The organism is Flavobacterium chungangensis (genome assembly GCF_042654045.1).
GTDB classification, from domain to species: Bacteria; Bacteroidota; Bacteroidia; order Flavobacteriales; family Flavobacteriaceae; genus Flavobacterium; species Flavobacterium chungangensis.
The window spans coordinates 428,006-445,614 of the sequence record NZ_JBHSFY010000002.1 but is presented as its reverse complement, the minus strand read 5'-3'; the positions used below and the strand labels follow the sequence as shown (position 1 = coordinate 445,614).

The following is a 17,609-nucleotide window of genomic DNA, read 5'->3' as shown; positions in this document are numbered from 1 at the left end:
AAGTTTTAAGATACAACAGTTGGATATTTGCTTCCTTTGAAATAATAGGTTTTTCAATCTCCTCTACCTGATAAAACTGATTGAGTGTATCTCGATGATTCCAGAAGTACAGCCAAAATTACCATCAATCTGAAATGGCGGATGTGCATCAAAAAGATTATTATATGTTCCACCACCTACATGATTTACCCCAAGCGGTGTTAACTTATTTTGGATTAAGCGGTAAGCATCAAGCCATTTCTGAAGCTTTTTTTTAGTCAATTTAATATTCTTTTATCTAACAAAAAGACTTTTAAAACTTATTCGGCTATTCTTTCACTTTCTGGAGCTCCCAAATAAGAAGGCTTCAAACCTCCTGTATCGATTAATATTTTTTGAAGTACAATTCCAGGATCTAAAACCCTGAAACGAAGTGTGTGTTTTCCTGACTTCAAAATGGTATGTTTAGTGACAGAATGAATCATATGTTCTGCCTGCCACTTTCCTAATTCTCCTTTGTAATGGCCATTAAAATTTACTAGCTGCGGTTTCTCTCCATCAAAAGATATTTCATATCGAAGTCCTTTATTGCTATTAAAATTCAGTGTTGGCGCCAATAAAAGTTCTACTGTAAATTCTCCCGTTGAAGCAAAATTGATTTCATATTCTACAAAGACATTATCTTCTGACATGGAGTAGCTATTTTGCGGAAATGTTGTAATACCGCTCAACGTTTTTCCAAAATCTGGAATCACCTCCCAATGCATTTTTTTTGAATTATTAACTTTATAAAAGTGTTCTGCATTAATCGACACATAGCCATCTTTTTCTACAAAAACTTTCGGAACGACAATTTCGCTATTAGAAATATATTTTACCTCAGGAAGAATATTTTTAGGACCATCGTGCCAAGCTTTATAACCTATACGCATTTGATCCATCATGTGAGGCCATTTTCCTGATGCTATTTCATTATTGTATTTGTTTTGAAGAATAGAATCGCGGTCAAATTTTACTTTAACCTCATCTGCATAATAATTGGCAAGGCTATTTTTTTCTGCTGCCAATTTTTTATTTTTTGCCTGCGCAAAGTACATTTCATAAAGATTACAGCAAGCGTCTATTGGATATAAAACCAGCTGAAAATAAGCATCTTTATATTGATTTGGAAGTTCGTTGTACACTCTATAAGCATCCAGTGCTAAGTTTTTATAAGCATTAACAACTGTTTCAAATTCATTGTAATTTTCCAAAGAATAGGTTTTGCTGTCCAGCATTTCTGGAGTAACCCGACGATTGAATTTAGGATAGGTATTTAATAATCTGGCAATTTCTTTTGAATATTTGCTTCCAAATTGTTCTTCCGCCCAGCTTTCTGTATATTGGAATAAATTCTGAGAGTTGAAATTTTTAGGATTCCAAGCCATGTCTAAAAAGAAGCTGATAGGGAATTCCATTGGTTTTAAATCTCCAACATTTACAATCCAAACCTTATCGACTCCGTTTTCGTAACTAAGATTCATTTGTTCCCAGACCCTTTGTATCGGACTTATGTTAATCCATTTCGAATTTCTCGGACCACCCACATAATCAAAATGATAATACATTCCGTAGCCGCCTTTATGTAGCGGTTTGGAAAGATCAGGAAGTTTGCGGACATTTCCCCAGTTGTCATCACAAAACAAAAGAATTACATCATCAGGAACACGCATTCCCTGATCGTAATAATCTTGAACTTCTTTGTACAAAGCCCAAACTTGAGGTGTTTTATTGGCGCTTTGACCTGTTTCTTTCTCAATAATTTTGCGCTGTTCTTTTACAATATTTTCCAACAAACTTATATTGGTACCTTCGCTCATTGCTTCGTCTCCATCGCCACGCATCCCGATGGTTACTAGTTTTTCCCAATTTTTGCTTCGCTGAATTCCCGTTTTCCAGAACTCGTCTAAAACCGTCTTGTTTTTAGAATAATCCCAAACGTTGGGCAAATTGTTTTTTTTAATATATCGACGCCAGTCTGTCTGTGCTAAAGCCATTGGTTCATGATGGGAAGTGCCCATTACAATTCCCATTTCATTTGCCAAAGGTCCACTGGCCGCATCATCGTCATAAAATGCATTTCCCCACATTGCAGGCCACATGTAATTACCCTTTAGCCTAAGTACTAATTCAAAAACTTTTTCGTAAAACTTGCTATTAAAACCGCCAAAAGTGGCTTTTGCCCAGCCACTTAAAGCGGGAGCTTCATCATTAAGGAAAATTCCTCGATACTTTACAGCTGGTTCTCCATCTGTGTAAACTCCCTTAATGAAATAAATATTTTCTTTGTGTTTTACAGGAACATCTGCCCAGTAATACCAAGGAGAAACGCCAATCTGCCTGGATAACTCGTAAATTCCGTATATCGTACCGCGTTTATCACTCCCTGCAATTACGAGCGCTTCATCTACACCTTTGAAGGGATTTTTAACCTGCTGTATGATAAACTTCTCATTTTTGCCTTTGAGTTCTTTTCCTTCTATTTTTTTTTGTTTGATTAAATCATCAATAATCGAATTAGATCCGATCGTTCCAATAATAATGAGGGGCGATGATGCATTTGGATTTTGGTTTAAGATAATCGGACGTTGGCCTACCACTTTTTCAAAATCGGACTGAAGATTATTTACAGCTCGCAAAATACCTGCATCTAAATTTGAATTTACCCAAAAAGATAATGACAGCGACTTTTCTTTCAGCACCATAACATTCTGGTTTTTATCTTCTGTTATAAATGGCTGAGCAGCTTTTGATATAGTACTTATCAAAACAATAATTAAGGTGCTTATAAATTTCAAATAGTTTTTCATCAGGTGTTTTTTTATCTATTCATTTCAGATTCAGCTTATTTTTCAATCAAAATCTTTTAATTCTGCTTTTTGCTATTTGAACAATAATTGCGAGTACAAGAACAAATCATGTCTCCATACTGGCCATGTGTGTCCGCCAGAGTACTCACTGTAGCTGTATTTAATGCCTAATTGATCTAATTTTTGCGTCATAATTTTACAGTTTTCGTATGCGATATCTTCTTTTCCTCCCATCGAAATCCAGAAATTTTTTAGATTGGCATTGACAGTCTTTTCGTTGTTTTTCATAAACTCATATTGAGGATCTGATAATTTTGGATTGTTTGCCCACCATCCTGAACTAAAAACACCTAGACTTGAAAACATCCCAGAGTTTTTTATTCCAGCATAAAGTGTCTGTAATCCTCCCATTGATAAACCTGCTAAAGCTCTATTTTTACTGTCTGTTGCAACTTTAAAATTACTTTCAACATAAGGTATTGCTCCGTTTTTTAACTCGTTTTCAAATGCTTTTAATGTTTCTTCTCCAAATCCTGCTATTCCGCCTGTACTTCCCAAATTTCCATCAAGCATTACAATAAGCATTTTCTTTGCTTTATTTTCTGCAATTAAATTATCTAAAATCAAATTTGCCTTTCCTTGAGTGCTCCATCCTCTTTGATCTTCACCTCCTCCATGAAGAAGATACAACACTGGGAATTTTTCAGATGAAGTTTCATAACCTGGCGGCGTATACACATACATTTCGCGCCATGAATTAGTTCCTTTTGAAAAGTATTTCATTATTCTTACCTCGCCATGCGGAACGTTTTTCAATTCATAGAAATCACCATCTCTTTTCGGAATTTCTATTCCGCTGGCCATACGCCCCATTCCATAAAAAGTTTCACTTGACGGATCTGCAACTGCCACACCGTCAATCAAAAGTGAGTAATAATTAAATCCTCCATTTATTACATCAGTTGTAACATTCCAAACTCCCTGACCGTCCTTCTGCATATCGTATTTTCTTCCAAGATCTATCTGTACTTTTGATGCTTCAGGTGCATTGACTTTAAAAATTACTCTGTTGTCAGGCAGAATCTGAGGATATTTAGCATTGCGTATGTTGGTTTGAGCTGTGGTTCCTAAAATAGTGTATTTTGAAAAACTTGATTCATCAACAGGTTTGAATAATAACTGTGAGAACATGTACAAGCTGTTTTTCCATACTTTGAAATCATGAACTCCTGGTTCTAGATAATAAATATGTGGTACATTATTTTTGAATAAATAATCATGAGTTCGTCTGCTGTTTTCAAGAAGCCAATCGTTATCACCGCAAGAAATCCAAAGCAGTTTCAACTTCTTTTTTGTTTCTTCAGGATTAGGCACTAACTCTTCTGTTTTCTTTGTATTTGGAGCCGACGAAAATCCGCCTATCCAAGCAAATTTATCTAAGTTTGTTAATCCGAAATTCAAAGACTGTCCACCTCCCATAGATAATCCTGCAATGGCACGATGTTCTCTGTCTCTGTAAACATTATATTTTTTTTCAATAAAAGGAATTAAATCCTTCAATAAATCTTTTTCAAAATCTGTAAATGCCTGAACCTTATCTGGAGCCATTATGTTTCCTGTAGCGCTGTCATTTTTCATGGCTCTTCCGTTTGGCATTACCACGATCATCGGCTGTAATTTTCCTTCTGCATAAAGATTGTCTAATATAATCTGCGGACTTCCACCATTAAGCCATTCTTTTTCGTCTCCACCAATTCCGTGTAGAAGATATAAAACGGGATATTTTTTGTTTTTAGCAAATCCAGGCGGCGTATAGATGGTGGCTTTTCTGATTGTGCCAACTGTGTTTGAATCATAACTTATGGTTTCAATTTTTCCCGCTGGAACTGTCGGGTCTAACTGGTCAAAACCAACAGGTGCTTGAACTATAAAAGGTTCATTTGGGCTATCTGATTTATACCCTAACAACGAAAGCATTTTTTCTGCATAACGTTTCCCTAAAGCCCTGTATCCCGCGGCACTAAAATGCAAAAAATCTGAAGCCACTGCACAGCCTTTTGATGAAATTACATAAGAAGTTGGAATTGTCTGAGGCAGTGTTGCAATGATTTTATTCATGCTGGCACATTTTCCATTCTGTTCTTCATGAACGGTTTCTCCTGAAAGTAACGGCACTTTTTTAGGATCTAGGTTTAGATCTTTCATCAGATTATCGTATACTATTTTAACCTTTTTTGGCCATATTGTATCGCCTGTATTAGATTCTCCCTGATGTAATAAAACACCTTTTATAACTCCTTTTTTTTGTGCAATTTTTGCCATTTCAACCAATCTTGCATACGGACTGCCATTGTATTCTTTAATCATTCCCAGCATCCAGTCTGGTGCTGTTTTCATGTAATCCTCAAAATTATCTTTATCAAAAAGTTCTATTTTACACCCTCCAACAGCAACATTTACCACTCCAACTTTTATATATTTAGGAAGATTAGCAACCATAGTTCTTCCAAAATTATCTGTTAGTGTTAATCCTGTTTTGCATCGGCATAATGGCGGTATTGCGGTATACCATTTTCCCATCTCGCGATTCAGATCGGGGCAATTTACTGCTTCCAAAACCTGAAAACGAGGATCTACATTTATTTTATCTTCAGCTTCTATCGGAGCAGCGCCTTCCATATTGGACTGTCCCAAACTTAAATAAACATGAAAATTTGGATCCTGAGAATATCCATTCTGCCCTGTTAAAAAAAGAATTGCTATTGCGAAAAATCTAATTATTGATTTCATGAGATCTCGTTAAAATTATTTTAATCCAAAATGGAATTTCATTTAAATAAATTCAAATCTACTGCATCGCCCATTCTCTGATATCCCAATTCATTAGGATGCAAAAAATCGCCGTCATGCATATTCGATAAAATGGTTTTAGAATCAGTGCCCGAAGCCATTTCTTTGTCAAAATCTATTACCGCATCAAAGTGGTTATTCCGAATCCATGCATTTACAATATCTCTTGCTTCTTGCTTGAAAGGTGCGTCGTAAAATGATTTTTGAAAAGGTAAAATCGTACAGCCATACACTTTTATGCCTTTGGCGTGTGCTTTTTCTATCATAATTTTATAGGCATCTATAATTTCCTGTGCTTTTACAGGAGCATCTTCTGGACGTTTAATTCCTCCTATGTCATTAATTCCTTCCAAAATTACAAGCCATTTTGTACCTGTCTGCGAAAGTACATCACGGTCAAAACGGTCTAATGCTGTTGGTCCTAATCCGCCTTTTACAACGCAATTTCCTCCTATGCCTAAATTTAAAACTCCAACGTTTTGAGTTGTTTTATTGGCTGCCAATCTAGCGGCTAGAATATCTGTCCAACGATTTTGTTTATTGGTTCCAGAACCGCGGCCGTCTGTAATAGAGTTTCCTAGACAAACAATATTGGATGCGTTTTTTGATGCAACGACATCTAGTCCCATAATAGAATACCAATGATCTGTTTTTACAGCTTCTGAGAAAATATCATTAGTGACATTATCTCCCGATAAAATATAAGATGTCGTTCTTGATCCGGGGTGTCCAGTTGTTTTTTGTGATGCCACTCCATAATAAATGGTTATGGCGAGCAGCTGGCCTGGCTTTAATTGATAATTCAGTTTATCAGAATATATTTCCGTACCCGGATTTAATGTTATCTCTTGACTTCCATTAAAACTGAGATTTTTTTGTGTGTTTTTATCAATTGCGGGAGCATCAATCACATTGGCTATGCTGACCTTTTTTAAAACTGTAGTCTGATCACTAAATACATTTGAAAAACGCAATCGAATATACTCTCCTCCAATGGAAACTTTTATAATCTGACGAAGTGTATTTTCGGACAAACCTGGCGCTGGAGGCATATTGTTTGGTTCTACAAGCATTGGTGCACAAGCCCATGATCCGACCCAATTTTCAGTTGATGCCTTTTTAGAATTTACTATTGGCTGATTGGTCTTACATCCTATTATTAAAGTGAAAAGCTGTAAAAGCAATATATATTTTAAATATCTTTTTATCATTTCTACTAAAATTTGATGACTGCTGTTATTCTAAAAACAAAACCTAAAAAATCATTATGCAAATTGAAATAATGGGAGTTTTTTAGATTTTATTTCGGATGAGAATTATTCGATGAAGTGGCATATAAACCTACCAAAGCTCCTGTAAATCCGCCAGCAACATTTGTCGAAAGAATATCTCCTGAAACTGGATTTCCAAGATTTTCAAAATTGCCACCGTTCAAAGCATAGCTAAACTGATAATTATCGCCTGCTGCTTTAACCTGTAGACGTAATGCTCCTTTAACTTCTATTTTTGCGCTTGAAATAATTTCCGACTGTCCATTTTCTGTTCTTTCTAGTAATATATAAGTGTCCTTTCCTTTTTTAGTGACACCAAAAACATAGTTATAGCGTTCATTCTGAAGACATACTATTCCTGCCAAATCTTTTTCTGATTCTGGTTTATAATCTAATGTAGTCGTAAAAGAAAAAGTATTATGCTGTTGCCTGTAAAATAATGTAGAAGTTGGTTTTAGTTCCTTGATGTTTACGGCAAATGGTGTAATCTGCAAACCTTTTTTAACAATAGAAATGAAATGTTCTCTTGGTCCTCTCAATCCGATCCATCTGTAATCTAATTTCTCTGATGTAAAATTCTCGGTAAATGTAAAGTTGCCATTAGGGAAAAAACCATCTTTGCCCGTTTTGTTTACAACACCGTTTGGCATTTTTAATTTTGGTCCCATTGGAACCAAACCGTTCTCAAAAACAGGGAAAGTACCTGACCAGTCTACTGGAAGCATAAAGGTTTCACGTCCTGCATTTACTCTATCTTTTTCATTTGGGCGAATTCCTAAAAATACGCCATAATATTTATTATCTGGCCCAAGCACCAGATCTGCATGTCCTGCCCAATCTACTTTATTTGGTCTGTTTTGAGGGAAATATCTCTGTGTTAGAATTGGATTATTAGACGCTGGTTTAAAAGGTCCCTTTGGATTATCACTAATAAAAACAACCTCACTATGATTTCCTCCTGTACCTCCTTCTGCACACATTAAGTAGTAATGATTATCTTTTTTATACAAATGAGGAGCTTCAATCCAAATTGGTTTCTTAGAAAGGTCAACTCCGCCATCTACAATGATTTTATCTGTTCCTGGAATTACCTGATCTTTTTCTAAATCATATTCCCAAACTTTAATTACACGATGTCCGTTGTACAATTCTTTTCCTTTGTCAGGAGCATCATTGTGTACGACATAACCTTTTCCATTATCATCAAAGAAAATAGAAGGATCTATTCCGTCAAAAGCTAATTTAATTGGACTTCCCCAACCTTTTTTAGGATCTTTAGTTTTTACAATGATATTTCCCAAACCACCTGTAAAAGCAGTAACAATCATATAAAAAGTATCGTTATGAGGATTGTACGTAATTCCAGGAGCATAAACCCCAGCGCTGATTCCTGTATCGTGAGGATTAAATTCTGAAACTTTATTTAATACACCTCCTAAATCGGTCCAGTTTACTAAATCTTTAGAGTGAAAAATGGGCACTCCAGGAAACATAGCAAACGAAGAACAAACCATGTAATAATCGTCTCCTTTTCTTGTAATTGCTGGATCAGGATAGCATCCCTGAAGTATTGGAGAATAAAACTCATCTTCTTTTAACGGGTTGCTTTTATAAATCTGGTCATCGCCTACATAAGTTGCGTTTGAAAAGATAGGATCTTTACTGCTTTTCTTTTTTTTGATAGTGCTTTCCTGAGCCTGCGCAAGGATAGAACAAAACAGAATAGCAACTGATATAAGAATCTTTTTTTTATTGCTCATTTTATATTATTTGTAAAAGTACATTCGAAAAATATTAAAAAGCCGAGAGGGTTACTCCCGGCTTGTTTAAAACTAAATTAATAAACCGTAATAAGATAATTTACAAAATTGATCTTGTTTGCTTAGAATTAGTTTTTAGAAAAATAAAACTTAATACCCCGGATTTTGGTAAGCTGCTTTTTCATCAGCAGACATTTCCATTCCGTCGATTTGTCCTTGCGGAATTGGTCTTAGATAATGATGTGCGTCTATTGTTCTGGTTACTACTTCTGGTGTATGCTGTCCGTAGTTTGATCCTCCAATAGAATATTTTCCAGCAATTTCATTCCATTTCTGTGTTCTTACTAAATCATACCAACGATATCCTTCGCCAAAAAATTCACGTGAACGCTCTGCAAGAATGTAATTAATATCAATTATGGCTGGAGTTGCATTTGTCATAGCGGCGCTATTATCTTGAACTTTAGCTGTATTACCATTATTATCCCACTTCCATTTTCCAGCTCTAGCTCTTAATACATTTACCAGAGACCTAGCACTCAAAGATCCTGTAGCTCCTTTAACGGCTGCTTCTGCTGCAACCAGATATAATTCAGAGAATTTTGCTACTGGAAATGGTCTTGTGCTTCCCGCATTTGGCTGTCCTAATCCTCCCGCGTTATCTGTTCTGTAAGGTCCAAGTTTCCAGAAACCTGGGTATACAATTCTGCTAATACCTTTTGGAGAAATTACATAATCTGCTCTTCCTGGCAATACTCCAGCACCTACTCCGCTGTCACCTTGTCCAGACGGATAGGTAATTGGAGTTAATGGTTCATCATTAAGGAAGCTTAAAACAGCATCACCTGGTTTAATTGTCAAACCGTTAGCATTGGTCAACGTTGCTACGCCAGTAAGACCAGTACCTTGAAGATTCCAATTTCCTCTGAAAACTGCCGCAAATGTTCCGTCATATCTTGAATCATTCGTTTTGTCTGCAAAAGTATTGGTGAACACTTCAATAGGCGGAGCCATTCTTGTCCATGGACGTCCTAAAAATTGATTGGCTTCTCTCTGCACTGAAGAAACTGATGCTGCTCCGTTTTTACTTCTTATAGCAGTATAGTTCCAAGTCACCATCCAGCCTGAAAAGTTATCTGGAGCGCCACCGCTTCCGTACGTAAGGCTAGCTCCATTGTAATATTCGCTTTCCTGTGTATGGTCTGCAAAAAGCATTACTTCCTTATTTCTATCATTAGCTCCAGCATTAACATCATAATAAGAATCAAGCAGTCCATAAACCCCTGGATTATTAATTCCCTCTACAGCCAAATCATAAGCTTTTTGAAAGTACCACTGTGCATTATGCCCATCAGGATCTGTTCTTGGAGCATCTGGATAAGTTGGAATAGTATTTGGGTTTTCTAACCACCAAGCATAAGTAAGATATGCCTTTGCCAAAAATAATCTCGCTACAGTTTTAGTTACTGTACCTGTCAATCTAGGCACATCTGGAAGATCATTAACCGCTGTAACCAAATCTGGAAAAATGGCTTTTGTGTATACTTCAGGAACTGTATTACGTTTTGAATATCTTGAAGGCTTGCTGTTAAATTTTAATTCTCCAGCTCCTAAATCCAACGGTACACCTCCAAAAGTCTGCACCAAAAGAAAGTAATCAAACCCTCTAAAAAATTTAGATTCAGCAATTAGACTGCTGGCAACGCCTACGGCTGCACCATTTTCAATAATCCCACTCGCTGTATTGATATCGTAATACGAGTTATTCCACAAAACATCCGAGCGGCTTGAATTTGGGTTTATAATTCCGACACCCGACAAATCGTGATCTTTAAAATTCCCGTCTGCACTCTGCGCATAGGTTGCTTCATCTGTCCCTGTTTGGCAAGCATTATAAAAATAGGCCTGTCCATATATCCAGCGTAAATGTGCATAGTGAGAAGTTAGTCCCTGTTTAACACCTTGTTCGGTTTTAAAATAACCTGGTTCATAAAAGTCATGAGGCTTTTCCTCTAATATATCGGAACAGCTTGCCAATGAAAGTAAAACCGTAGATCCTATAATTAAATTTTTAAAAATATATCGTTTCATATCTGTTCTGATTAAAATGTTAAATTAAGTCCAAATAAATAATTTCTGGTTGCAGGAGTATTAGTTCCGATAACAGAAAATCTTCTTTGATAAGAGGCAACAGCTTGATTTTCGTCACCAAATGAATTAGTTTCAGGATCCATTCCAGATTTATCATGATAGGGAGAAAATAAAACAAACGGATTCTGCACGGTGAAATAAAGTCTTAATTTATCAATGCCTAAATTTCTTGTAAAGTCCTGATCAAGAGTATATCCAAGAGTCATTGCTCTAATTTTCACATAAGAAGCATCAAAGTATCCCATTGTCGACATGTATTTAGGATTATCACCGCTTCTGATACCTCTCGGATTAGGAAACTCTCCGTCTCTGTTATCTGGAGTCCAGTAATCTACATCGACGTTGCTTCTACGTCCGTTTAAAAGGTTCATGTAGCTTGCTCCCCCATATAATGTGCTTATTAACACACCTCCGCTTTTAAATGCTCCTACTGCATTAAAATCAAATCCTTTGTACGTTACATTCGTATTGAAACCTCCCTGAAAATCTGGATCTGTTTCTATAATCTGGCGATCGTTTGCATTGATGGCACGAGTTGGCGAACCATCTGCATTATACTCTCCTGTATATTTCACTTTAATCGATCCTACAACTGTACCTTGCTGATTAATTCCTGTTGGCCCCGGCTCAAGAATTGACATATAGGGATCGCCTTCCTGCCAGATTCCAACCTTTTCATAGTCAAAGATTGAATTAATATTATATCCAACAAACCAGTTGTTTGTTTCGTCACGGCTAGCACCTGATGCTAAAGCAACAAGTTTGTTTTCGTTTTTATAGAAGTTAACTCCCACAGACCATGTCACACCTTTAGGATTATCAAGAATGACCCCGTTCAATGAGATTTCATAACCTTTATTTTGTGTTTCTCCCACATTCGCCACATAGCTGCTTACACCAGATGTTGCTGGAAGCCCCACGCGCTGCAATAGATTTTTTGTATTTGTTTTATAATATTCGACCGTACCAGATAAGCGATTATTAAAAAATCCGAAATCTAAACCATAGTTCCATGTAGTTGAAAACTCCCATCCCAAATTAGGATTTGGAAGCTCAGTAACATATACTCCTGTTGAATTATTGCTTCCAAAATTGTATGGTCTTGTGCTTAAAGCCCCCAGTGTTGCGTAAGGAGCTACTGCTTGATTTGAAGTTTCTCCATACCCAGCTCGCAATTTCAATAAATTAATATATTTAACATCTTTAAGAAATGACTCATTTGAAAGTGTCCACCCAGCAGATACTGCAGGATAAGTTACCCATTTGTTGCCAGGAGATAATCTTGATGAACCGTCAGAACGAACTGTTCCAGATATAAAGTAACGGTTATCATAAGAATACATTAACCTCGCCATATAAGATGTCAATCCCCATTGTGTATAATCCTGATCTGCAGGGTTAATTACAGCTTCTTCTTCACTTTGCCCTAAATTATAAAATTGGAAAGCATCAGAAGTAATACCATTTCGAGTCACTCTTGAACTTTGTCCTGTATATTGTTCATTCGAATATAGACCTACAAAATTTACGGTATGCTTTTCTGCAAAAGTTTTATCATAAGTCAGTAAATTTTCCAACAGCCATTGTGTCGACCAACCGTTTGTGATTGCCGCATTAGAAAGTGTTGTCGGGTTTACGTCAAAAACCCCTTGACCTTCATAATATCCAGCATTTGATGTACGTAAATTCAAACCTGTATTTAGCCTGTATTTTAGACCGTCAATACCAGGTATTTTAACTTCTGCAAAAATGTTATTGTAAGAACTGAAAGCTCTATTTAAATTAACATAGGCATCTCCTAAATTTTCAATAGACTGTCTAGTATAAACCCATTGGTCATCTGCGGCCATGCTAACTGTTCTTTTCAAAGAACCATCTGCATTGTAGGGATTAGCAAGCGGTGAAGTTGCTAAAACAGTTCCTGTTCCGATATTATCACCGTTTGTAATGCTGTAATTGCTATTGGTATTGAAACCTATACGAATAGATCGATTAATTTGCTGATCTAAACCTGCTCTAAGGCTAAAACGCTCGTAGCTTTGACCAGGAAGAACTGATTCTTCTTTGTAATATCCTAAACCTGCATTGTAAGCACCAGTTTCGCTTCCTCCCGAAACGCTAAGATCATGGCTGATCATTTCACCAGAACCGTATAGTGAATTTTGCCAATCTGTGTTTACATTTCTTTTCTCATCAACACCATCCACATATAAACCTGAATAATCGCGGAGAGCTGCAAATTTAGAACCATCCATCATAGGATATTTTGAGAAAACCTGTTTAATCCCGCTAAAACCATTATAAGAAAATGTAGCTTTCTGATTTTTTCTTCCTTTTAAAGTAGTTACTAAGATTACACCATTTGCACCACGAGAACCATAAATAGCTGTAGCAGAAGCATCTTTTAAGATATCCACAGATTTAATATCTGCAGGATTAATATCTCCAATAGAACCCGCAAATGGAACTCCGTCCAATACTACTAAAGGATCATTGCTACCTGTAAGAGATCTTGTTCCACGAATCCTTATCTGCATTGCAGCACCAGGTTTAGAAGATGTTTGCGTCATCTCAACCCCTGGAAGCCTTCCTTGCAAAGCTTGGGTAATATTGGCGGCAGGCACTTCATTTAGTTCTTTTCCACCTAAAGAAGCAACTGATCCTGTAACAGCCTCCTTAATTTGAGTACCGTATCCGATTACAACTACTTCTTTTAAGGCATTTGAATCTTCTTCCAAAAGCACATTAATCTTAGTCTGTCCGTTAACACTAATTTCTTGGCTTTTAAAACCTATAAAGCTAAAGACAAGAACACCGTTTGTAGGAGCACTTATGGCATAGTTACCATCGAAACCTGTACTTACTCCGTTTTTTGCTCCTTTTAGATTAACATTCACACCAGGAATTGGACCATTTGCATCCGAAACTGTTCCTGTAATTGTAGTTTGTGCCTTAATTTGCATTGAGACCAAAAACAATAGGATCAAAAAACCGAAGCTTTGTATGTGCTTCGATTTACTTGTAATAAAAAAATTATTCATAAAAATTGATTTAATTATTAAAATTGGTTTTTGTTAGTTAGTATTTTTTTAACACTTTAAAAGTTACAATGGAACACTTACTTCATAAGTGTAGTTATTACAAATGTAGAAAAATATTTTCCACACACAATCGGTTGTGTAATTTTTTATTGAGAAGTACAAAAAAAATACCTTATAAAAAAATATTTACTTCATAATTAACCTTAAAAAAATAATAATATCATAAATTAAACTACAACGTTGTAGGTATCTTTAGTGAAAATTTCATGTTCTGGGAATATTCTTAAATAAAACATAAAAATGAAAAAATCTGCATTTATATTTGAAAAAACTTAAATTATCTCGTTTAGAAAATCGCTAAGAAATAAAAATTTCCAGTAAAATCGTACATTACCACGTAACTAACTGATAAACTAATAGCTAACATTCAAAAATCCTTTTACAAAACAATCGATTGCTTGTTTGCACAAAAAAACCTTTCATTTTCACGAAAGGTTTTTGAAACAAATTTTAGAATAAAATAAACTTTTTTGTCTTTCCTAAAACAATTTTGACTGTAACAAAGTCTTTAATATAAATGCAACAAGATTATCTCCATTATGAATCTTTCTATAATATAAGTCATAAATATATTGCCCAAGAACAACGTTCTAAAACTATCACATCAATTAATATGTAATAAATGAAAAAGCCAATATTTAAAAATTGAAAGTTGAATTGTGCATTCCAAAATATTTCATCTTTTACACATTCAAACTCTGGTTAAATATTAGATACATCTAAAAAAATGATCGAGCAATTGAATGACTACACTTCCATTTTACACAATTAATTTAATATCAATCACTACAAACCACAATATTTATCATAAAAAACAATCAATAACACAATAAAACGGCGATATTTTTTTTTGAACAAACTCTTTACTTAAATTATTTTTCTTTTCTTTACACAATCGGTTGTAATTTATTTTTAAATGAAAAAATACAGCACTCCATCTATCGAAAAATCAGAAAAAATATTCCTATGAAAACAAAAAAATTAAAATATCAGATTCTTATATTATTCTCATTTTTGTGTTCTGCCCAAAATAACATAGCAAAATATCCTTTTCAAAATACTGATCTCACTTTTGAAGAACGAGTAGAAAACTTAGTGGAACAATTAACATTAGAGGAAAAAGTAGCACAAATGCTAAATGCTGCACCTGCCATACCAAGGCTTGGAATTCCTGCTTATGATTGGTGGAATGAAACTTTACACGGTGTAGCAAGAACTCCCTTTAAAACAACCGTTTTTCCGCAGGCTATTGCGATGGCCGCAACTTTCGATAAAAATTCACTCTTCAAAATGGCCGATTATTCTGCTCTAGAAGGCAGGGCTATTTACAATAAAGCTGTTGAGCTTAAACGAACAAATGAACGTTATTTAGGACTTACCTATTGGACTCCAAATATTAATATTTTTAGAGATCCAAGATGGGGTCGCGGACAGGAGACTTATGGAGAAGATCCTTATCTGACAGCTGTTTTAGGAGATGCTTTTGTAAAAGGCCTTCAAGGAGATGATCCTAAATATCTAAAAGCAGCGGCGTGCGCAAAACATTATGCAGTACATAGCGGACCAGAATCTTTGCGTCACACTTTTGATGTTGATGTAACACCTTATGAACTTTGGGATACCTATTTACCAGCTTTCAAAAAATTAATCACAAGCTCCAAAGTTGCGGGAGTTATGTGTGCCTATAATGCGTTTAGAACGCAACCTTGCTGTGCCAGCGATATTTTAATGAATGACATTCTAAGAAATGAATGGAAATTTACTGGTTATGTCACATCTGACTGCTGGGCAATTGACGATTTTTTTAAGAACCATAAAACGCATCCTGATGCGGCATCTGCTTCAGCCGACGCAGTGCTTCATGGTACAGATATTGACTGTGGAACAGATGCTTATAAATCTCTTGTTCAAGCGGTGAAAAATGGGCAAATTACTGAAAAACAGATTGATGTTTCTGTAAAACGTCTTTTTATGATCCGTTTCAGATTGGGTATGTTTGATCCTGTATCAATGGTAAAATATGCACAGACTTCAAATTCCGTTCTAGAATCAAAAGAGCATAAAGAACATGCTTTAAAAATGGCTAGACAATCTATAGTACTGCTTAAAAATGAAAAAAATACACTTCCATTGAGCAAAAAACTGAAAAAGATTGTTGTTTTGGGGCCAAATGCAGATAATTCAATTTCTATACTTGGAAATTACAATGGAACACCATCCCAACTAACAACAGTTTTACAAGGCATTAAAGAAAAAGTAAGCCCTGAAACTGAAGTAGTTTATGAAAAGGCCATCAACTTTACAAATGATACATTACTGGTTTATAAAGATCTAAAGAGCCGTTATTCTTATGAAGGGAAACAAGGCTTTAAAGCTGAATATTTTAATAACAATACATTATCTGGCGAACCTGAAACTACAAGAACTGAATCTGAAATAAATAATTTCTGGCAAGAAGGAGAAATGGTTACTAAAAACATCAAAGCAAATCATTTTTCAGCACGTTACACTACCCATTTTAAAGCAGATGAAGATGGTTCTATAACTTTTGAAGTCGCTGCAGATGACGGTTATAGGTTTATTATTGACGGAAAAGAAGTTATAGGCGCCTGGAAAAAAAACAGATGGGGAGCAAAAACCTACAAACTGCAAACCAAAAAAGATTCTGTTTACAAATTAGTGCTAGAATACTGGCAAGGTGAAGGAAAAGCGGAAGTATCTCTGCAAACGGGAAATTTTATAAAAACAGATTTTGCTAATTTAATTGAACGCCATAAAAATGCAGATGCCTTTATTTTCGCTGGAGGTATTTCTCCTCAGCTTGAAGGAGAAGAAATGCCTGTTGATGCGCCAGGGTTTAAAGGAGGAGACCGTACTTCTATCCTACTTCCAGAAGTACAGACTAGACTTCTAAAAGCGCTTCAATCGTCTGGAAAACCAGTAATTTTTCTCATGATGACTGGCAGCGCGATAGCTGTGCCTTGGGAAGCAGAAAACATTCCTGCAATACTTAATATATGGTACGGTGGACAATCTGCTGGAACTGCCTCTGCTGATGTTCTTTTTGGCGATTATAATCCTGCAGGAAGGCTTCCTGTGACTTTTTACAAAAGCGACACCGATTTACCCGCTTTTGTTGATTATAAAATGGATAATAAAACATATCGTTACTTTAAAGGCACTCCTTTATACGGATTTGGTTATGGTTTAAGCTATACTGAATTTAAATACAGCGGAGTAAAAGCTCCTGCAAAAATAGAAAAAGGACAATCAGCTACTATTTCTGTTAAAGTAACCAATACTGGAAAAATGGAAGGGGAAGAAGTTGCACAGCTTTATCTAATAAATCAAGATACATCAATAAAGTCTCCTTTAAAGAGCCTCAAAGGATTTGAAAGATTTAATTTAAAGCCTGGCCAGAGTACAGTGATCAATTTTACTCTTACTCCAGAAGATCTTTCTTATGTAACAGAGAGTGGAACTTTAAAATCATATGAAGGTAAAATTAAAATTTCAGTTGGAGGATTTCAGCCAGATGAAAAAAATCAGTCAAAAAACAATATCATAACTCAAACTTTAGAAATAGAAAAATAATTAATCATTTCTTCTTTATAGTGCTTTTCAATTTTTTTAAAACCGAACAAAATT

Annotated in this window: 8 protein-coding genes; 1 reads left to right on the top strand and 7 read right to left on the bottom strand. The window is 35.6% G+C overall.

The annotated features are described in order from the left end of the window. Positions 1–63: 63 nt before the first annotated feature. From ACFO3N_RS04890 to ACFO3N_RS04860, 7 genes are all read right to left on the bottom strand, one after another. On the bottom strand, positions 64–261 hold the full coding sequence (locus tag ACFO3N_RS04890) for a glycosyl hydrolase family 95 catalytic domain-containing protein (RefSeq protein WP_379795688.1): 198 nt from the start codon (positions 259–261) through the stop codon (positions 64–66). 38 nt (positions 262–299) lie between these two features. After that, positions 300–2,828 carry a glycosyl hydrolase 115 family protein gene (locus ACFO3N_RS04885; RefSeq protein WP_379795686.1) on the bottom strand — a complete coding sequence of 843 codons (2,529 nt, stop codon included), beginning with the start codon at positions 2,826–2,828 and terminating at the stop codon, positions 300–302. 72 nt (positions 2,829–2,900) lie between these two features. Then, entirely contained in the window at positions 2,901–5,618 is a 2,718-nt protein-coding gene (locus tag ACFO3N_RS04880) for an alpha/beta hydrolase-fold protein (RefSeq protein ID WP_379795684.1), read from the bottom strand. Positions 5,619–5,656: 38 nt separating this feature from the next. Further along, positions 5,657–6,889 carry an SGNH/GDSL hydrolase family protein gene (locus tag ACFO3N_RS04875; protein ID WP_379795682.1) on the bottom strand — a complete coding sequence of 411 codons (1,233 nt, stop codon included), beginning with the start codon at positions 6,887–6,889 and terminating at the stop codon, positions 5,657–5,659. A gap of 89 nt (positions 6,890–6,978) precedes the next feature. Beyond that, the gene (locus tag ACFO3N_RS04870; protein WP_379795680.1) at positions 6,979–8,709 is read right to left on the bottom strand and encodes a glycoside hydrolase family 43 protein; all 1,731 of its coding nucleotides are present in this window, start codon (positions 8,707–8,709) and stop codon (positions 6,979–6,981) included. Between the two features lie 150 nt (positions 8,710–8,859). Beyond that, positions 8,860–10,800 (bottom strand): RagB/SusD family nutrient uptake outer membrane protein, encoded by a 1,941-nt coding sequence (locus tag ACFO3N_RS04865; protein WP_379795678.1) that lies wholly within the window; start codon positions 10,798–10,800, stop codon positions 8,860–8,862. A gap of 11 nt (positions 10,801–10,811) precedes the next feature. Next, on the bottom strand, positions 10,812–13,901 hold the full coding sequence (locus ACFO3N_RS04860; RefSeq protein ID WP_379795676.1) for a SusC/RagA family TonB-linked outer membrane protein: 3,090 nt from the start codon (positions 13,899–13,901) through the stop codon (positions 10,812–10,814). A 1,026-nt stretch (positions 13,902–14,927) separates the two neighbouring features. Between ACFO3N_RS04860 and ACFO3N_RS04855 the strand changes: the two genes are divergently transcribed. Further along, entirely contained in the window at positions 14,928–17,555 is a 2,628-nt protein-coding gene (locus ACFO3N_RS04855; protein WP_379795674.1) for a glycoside hydrolase family 3 C-terminal domain-containing protein, read from the top strand. Positions 17,556–17,609: the final 54 nt, after the last annotated feature.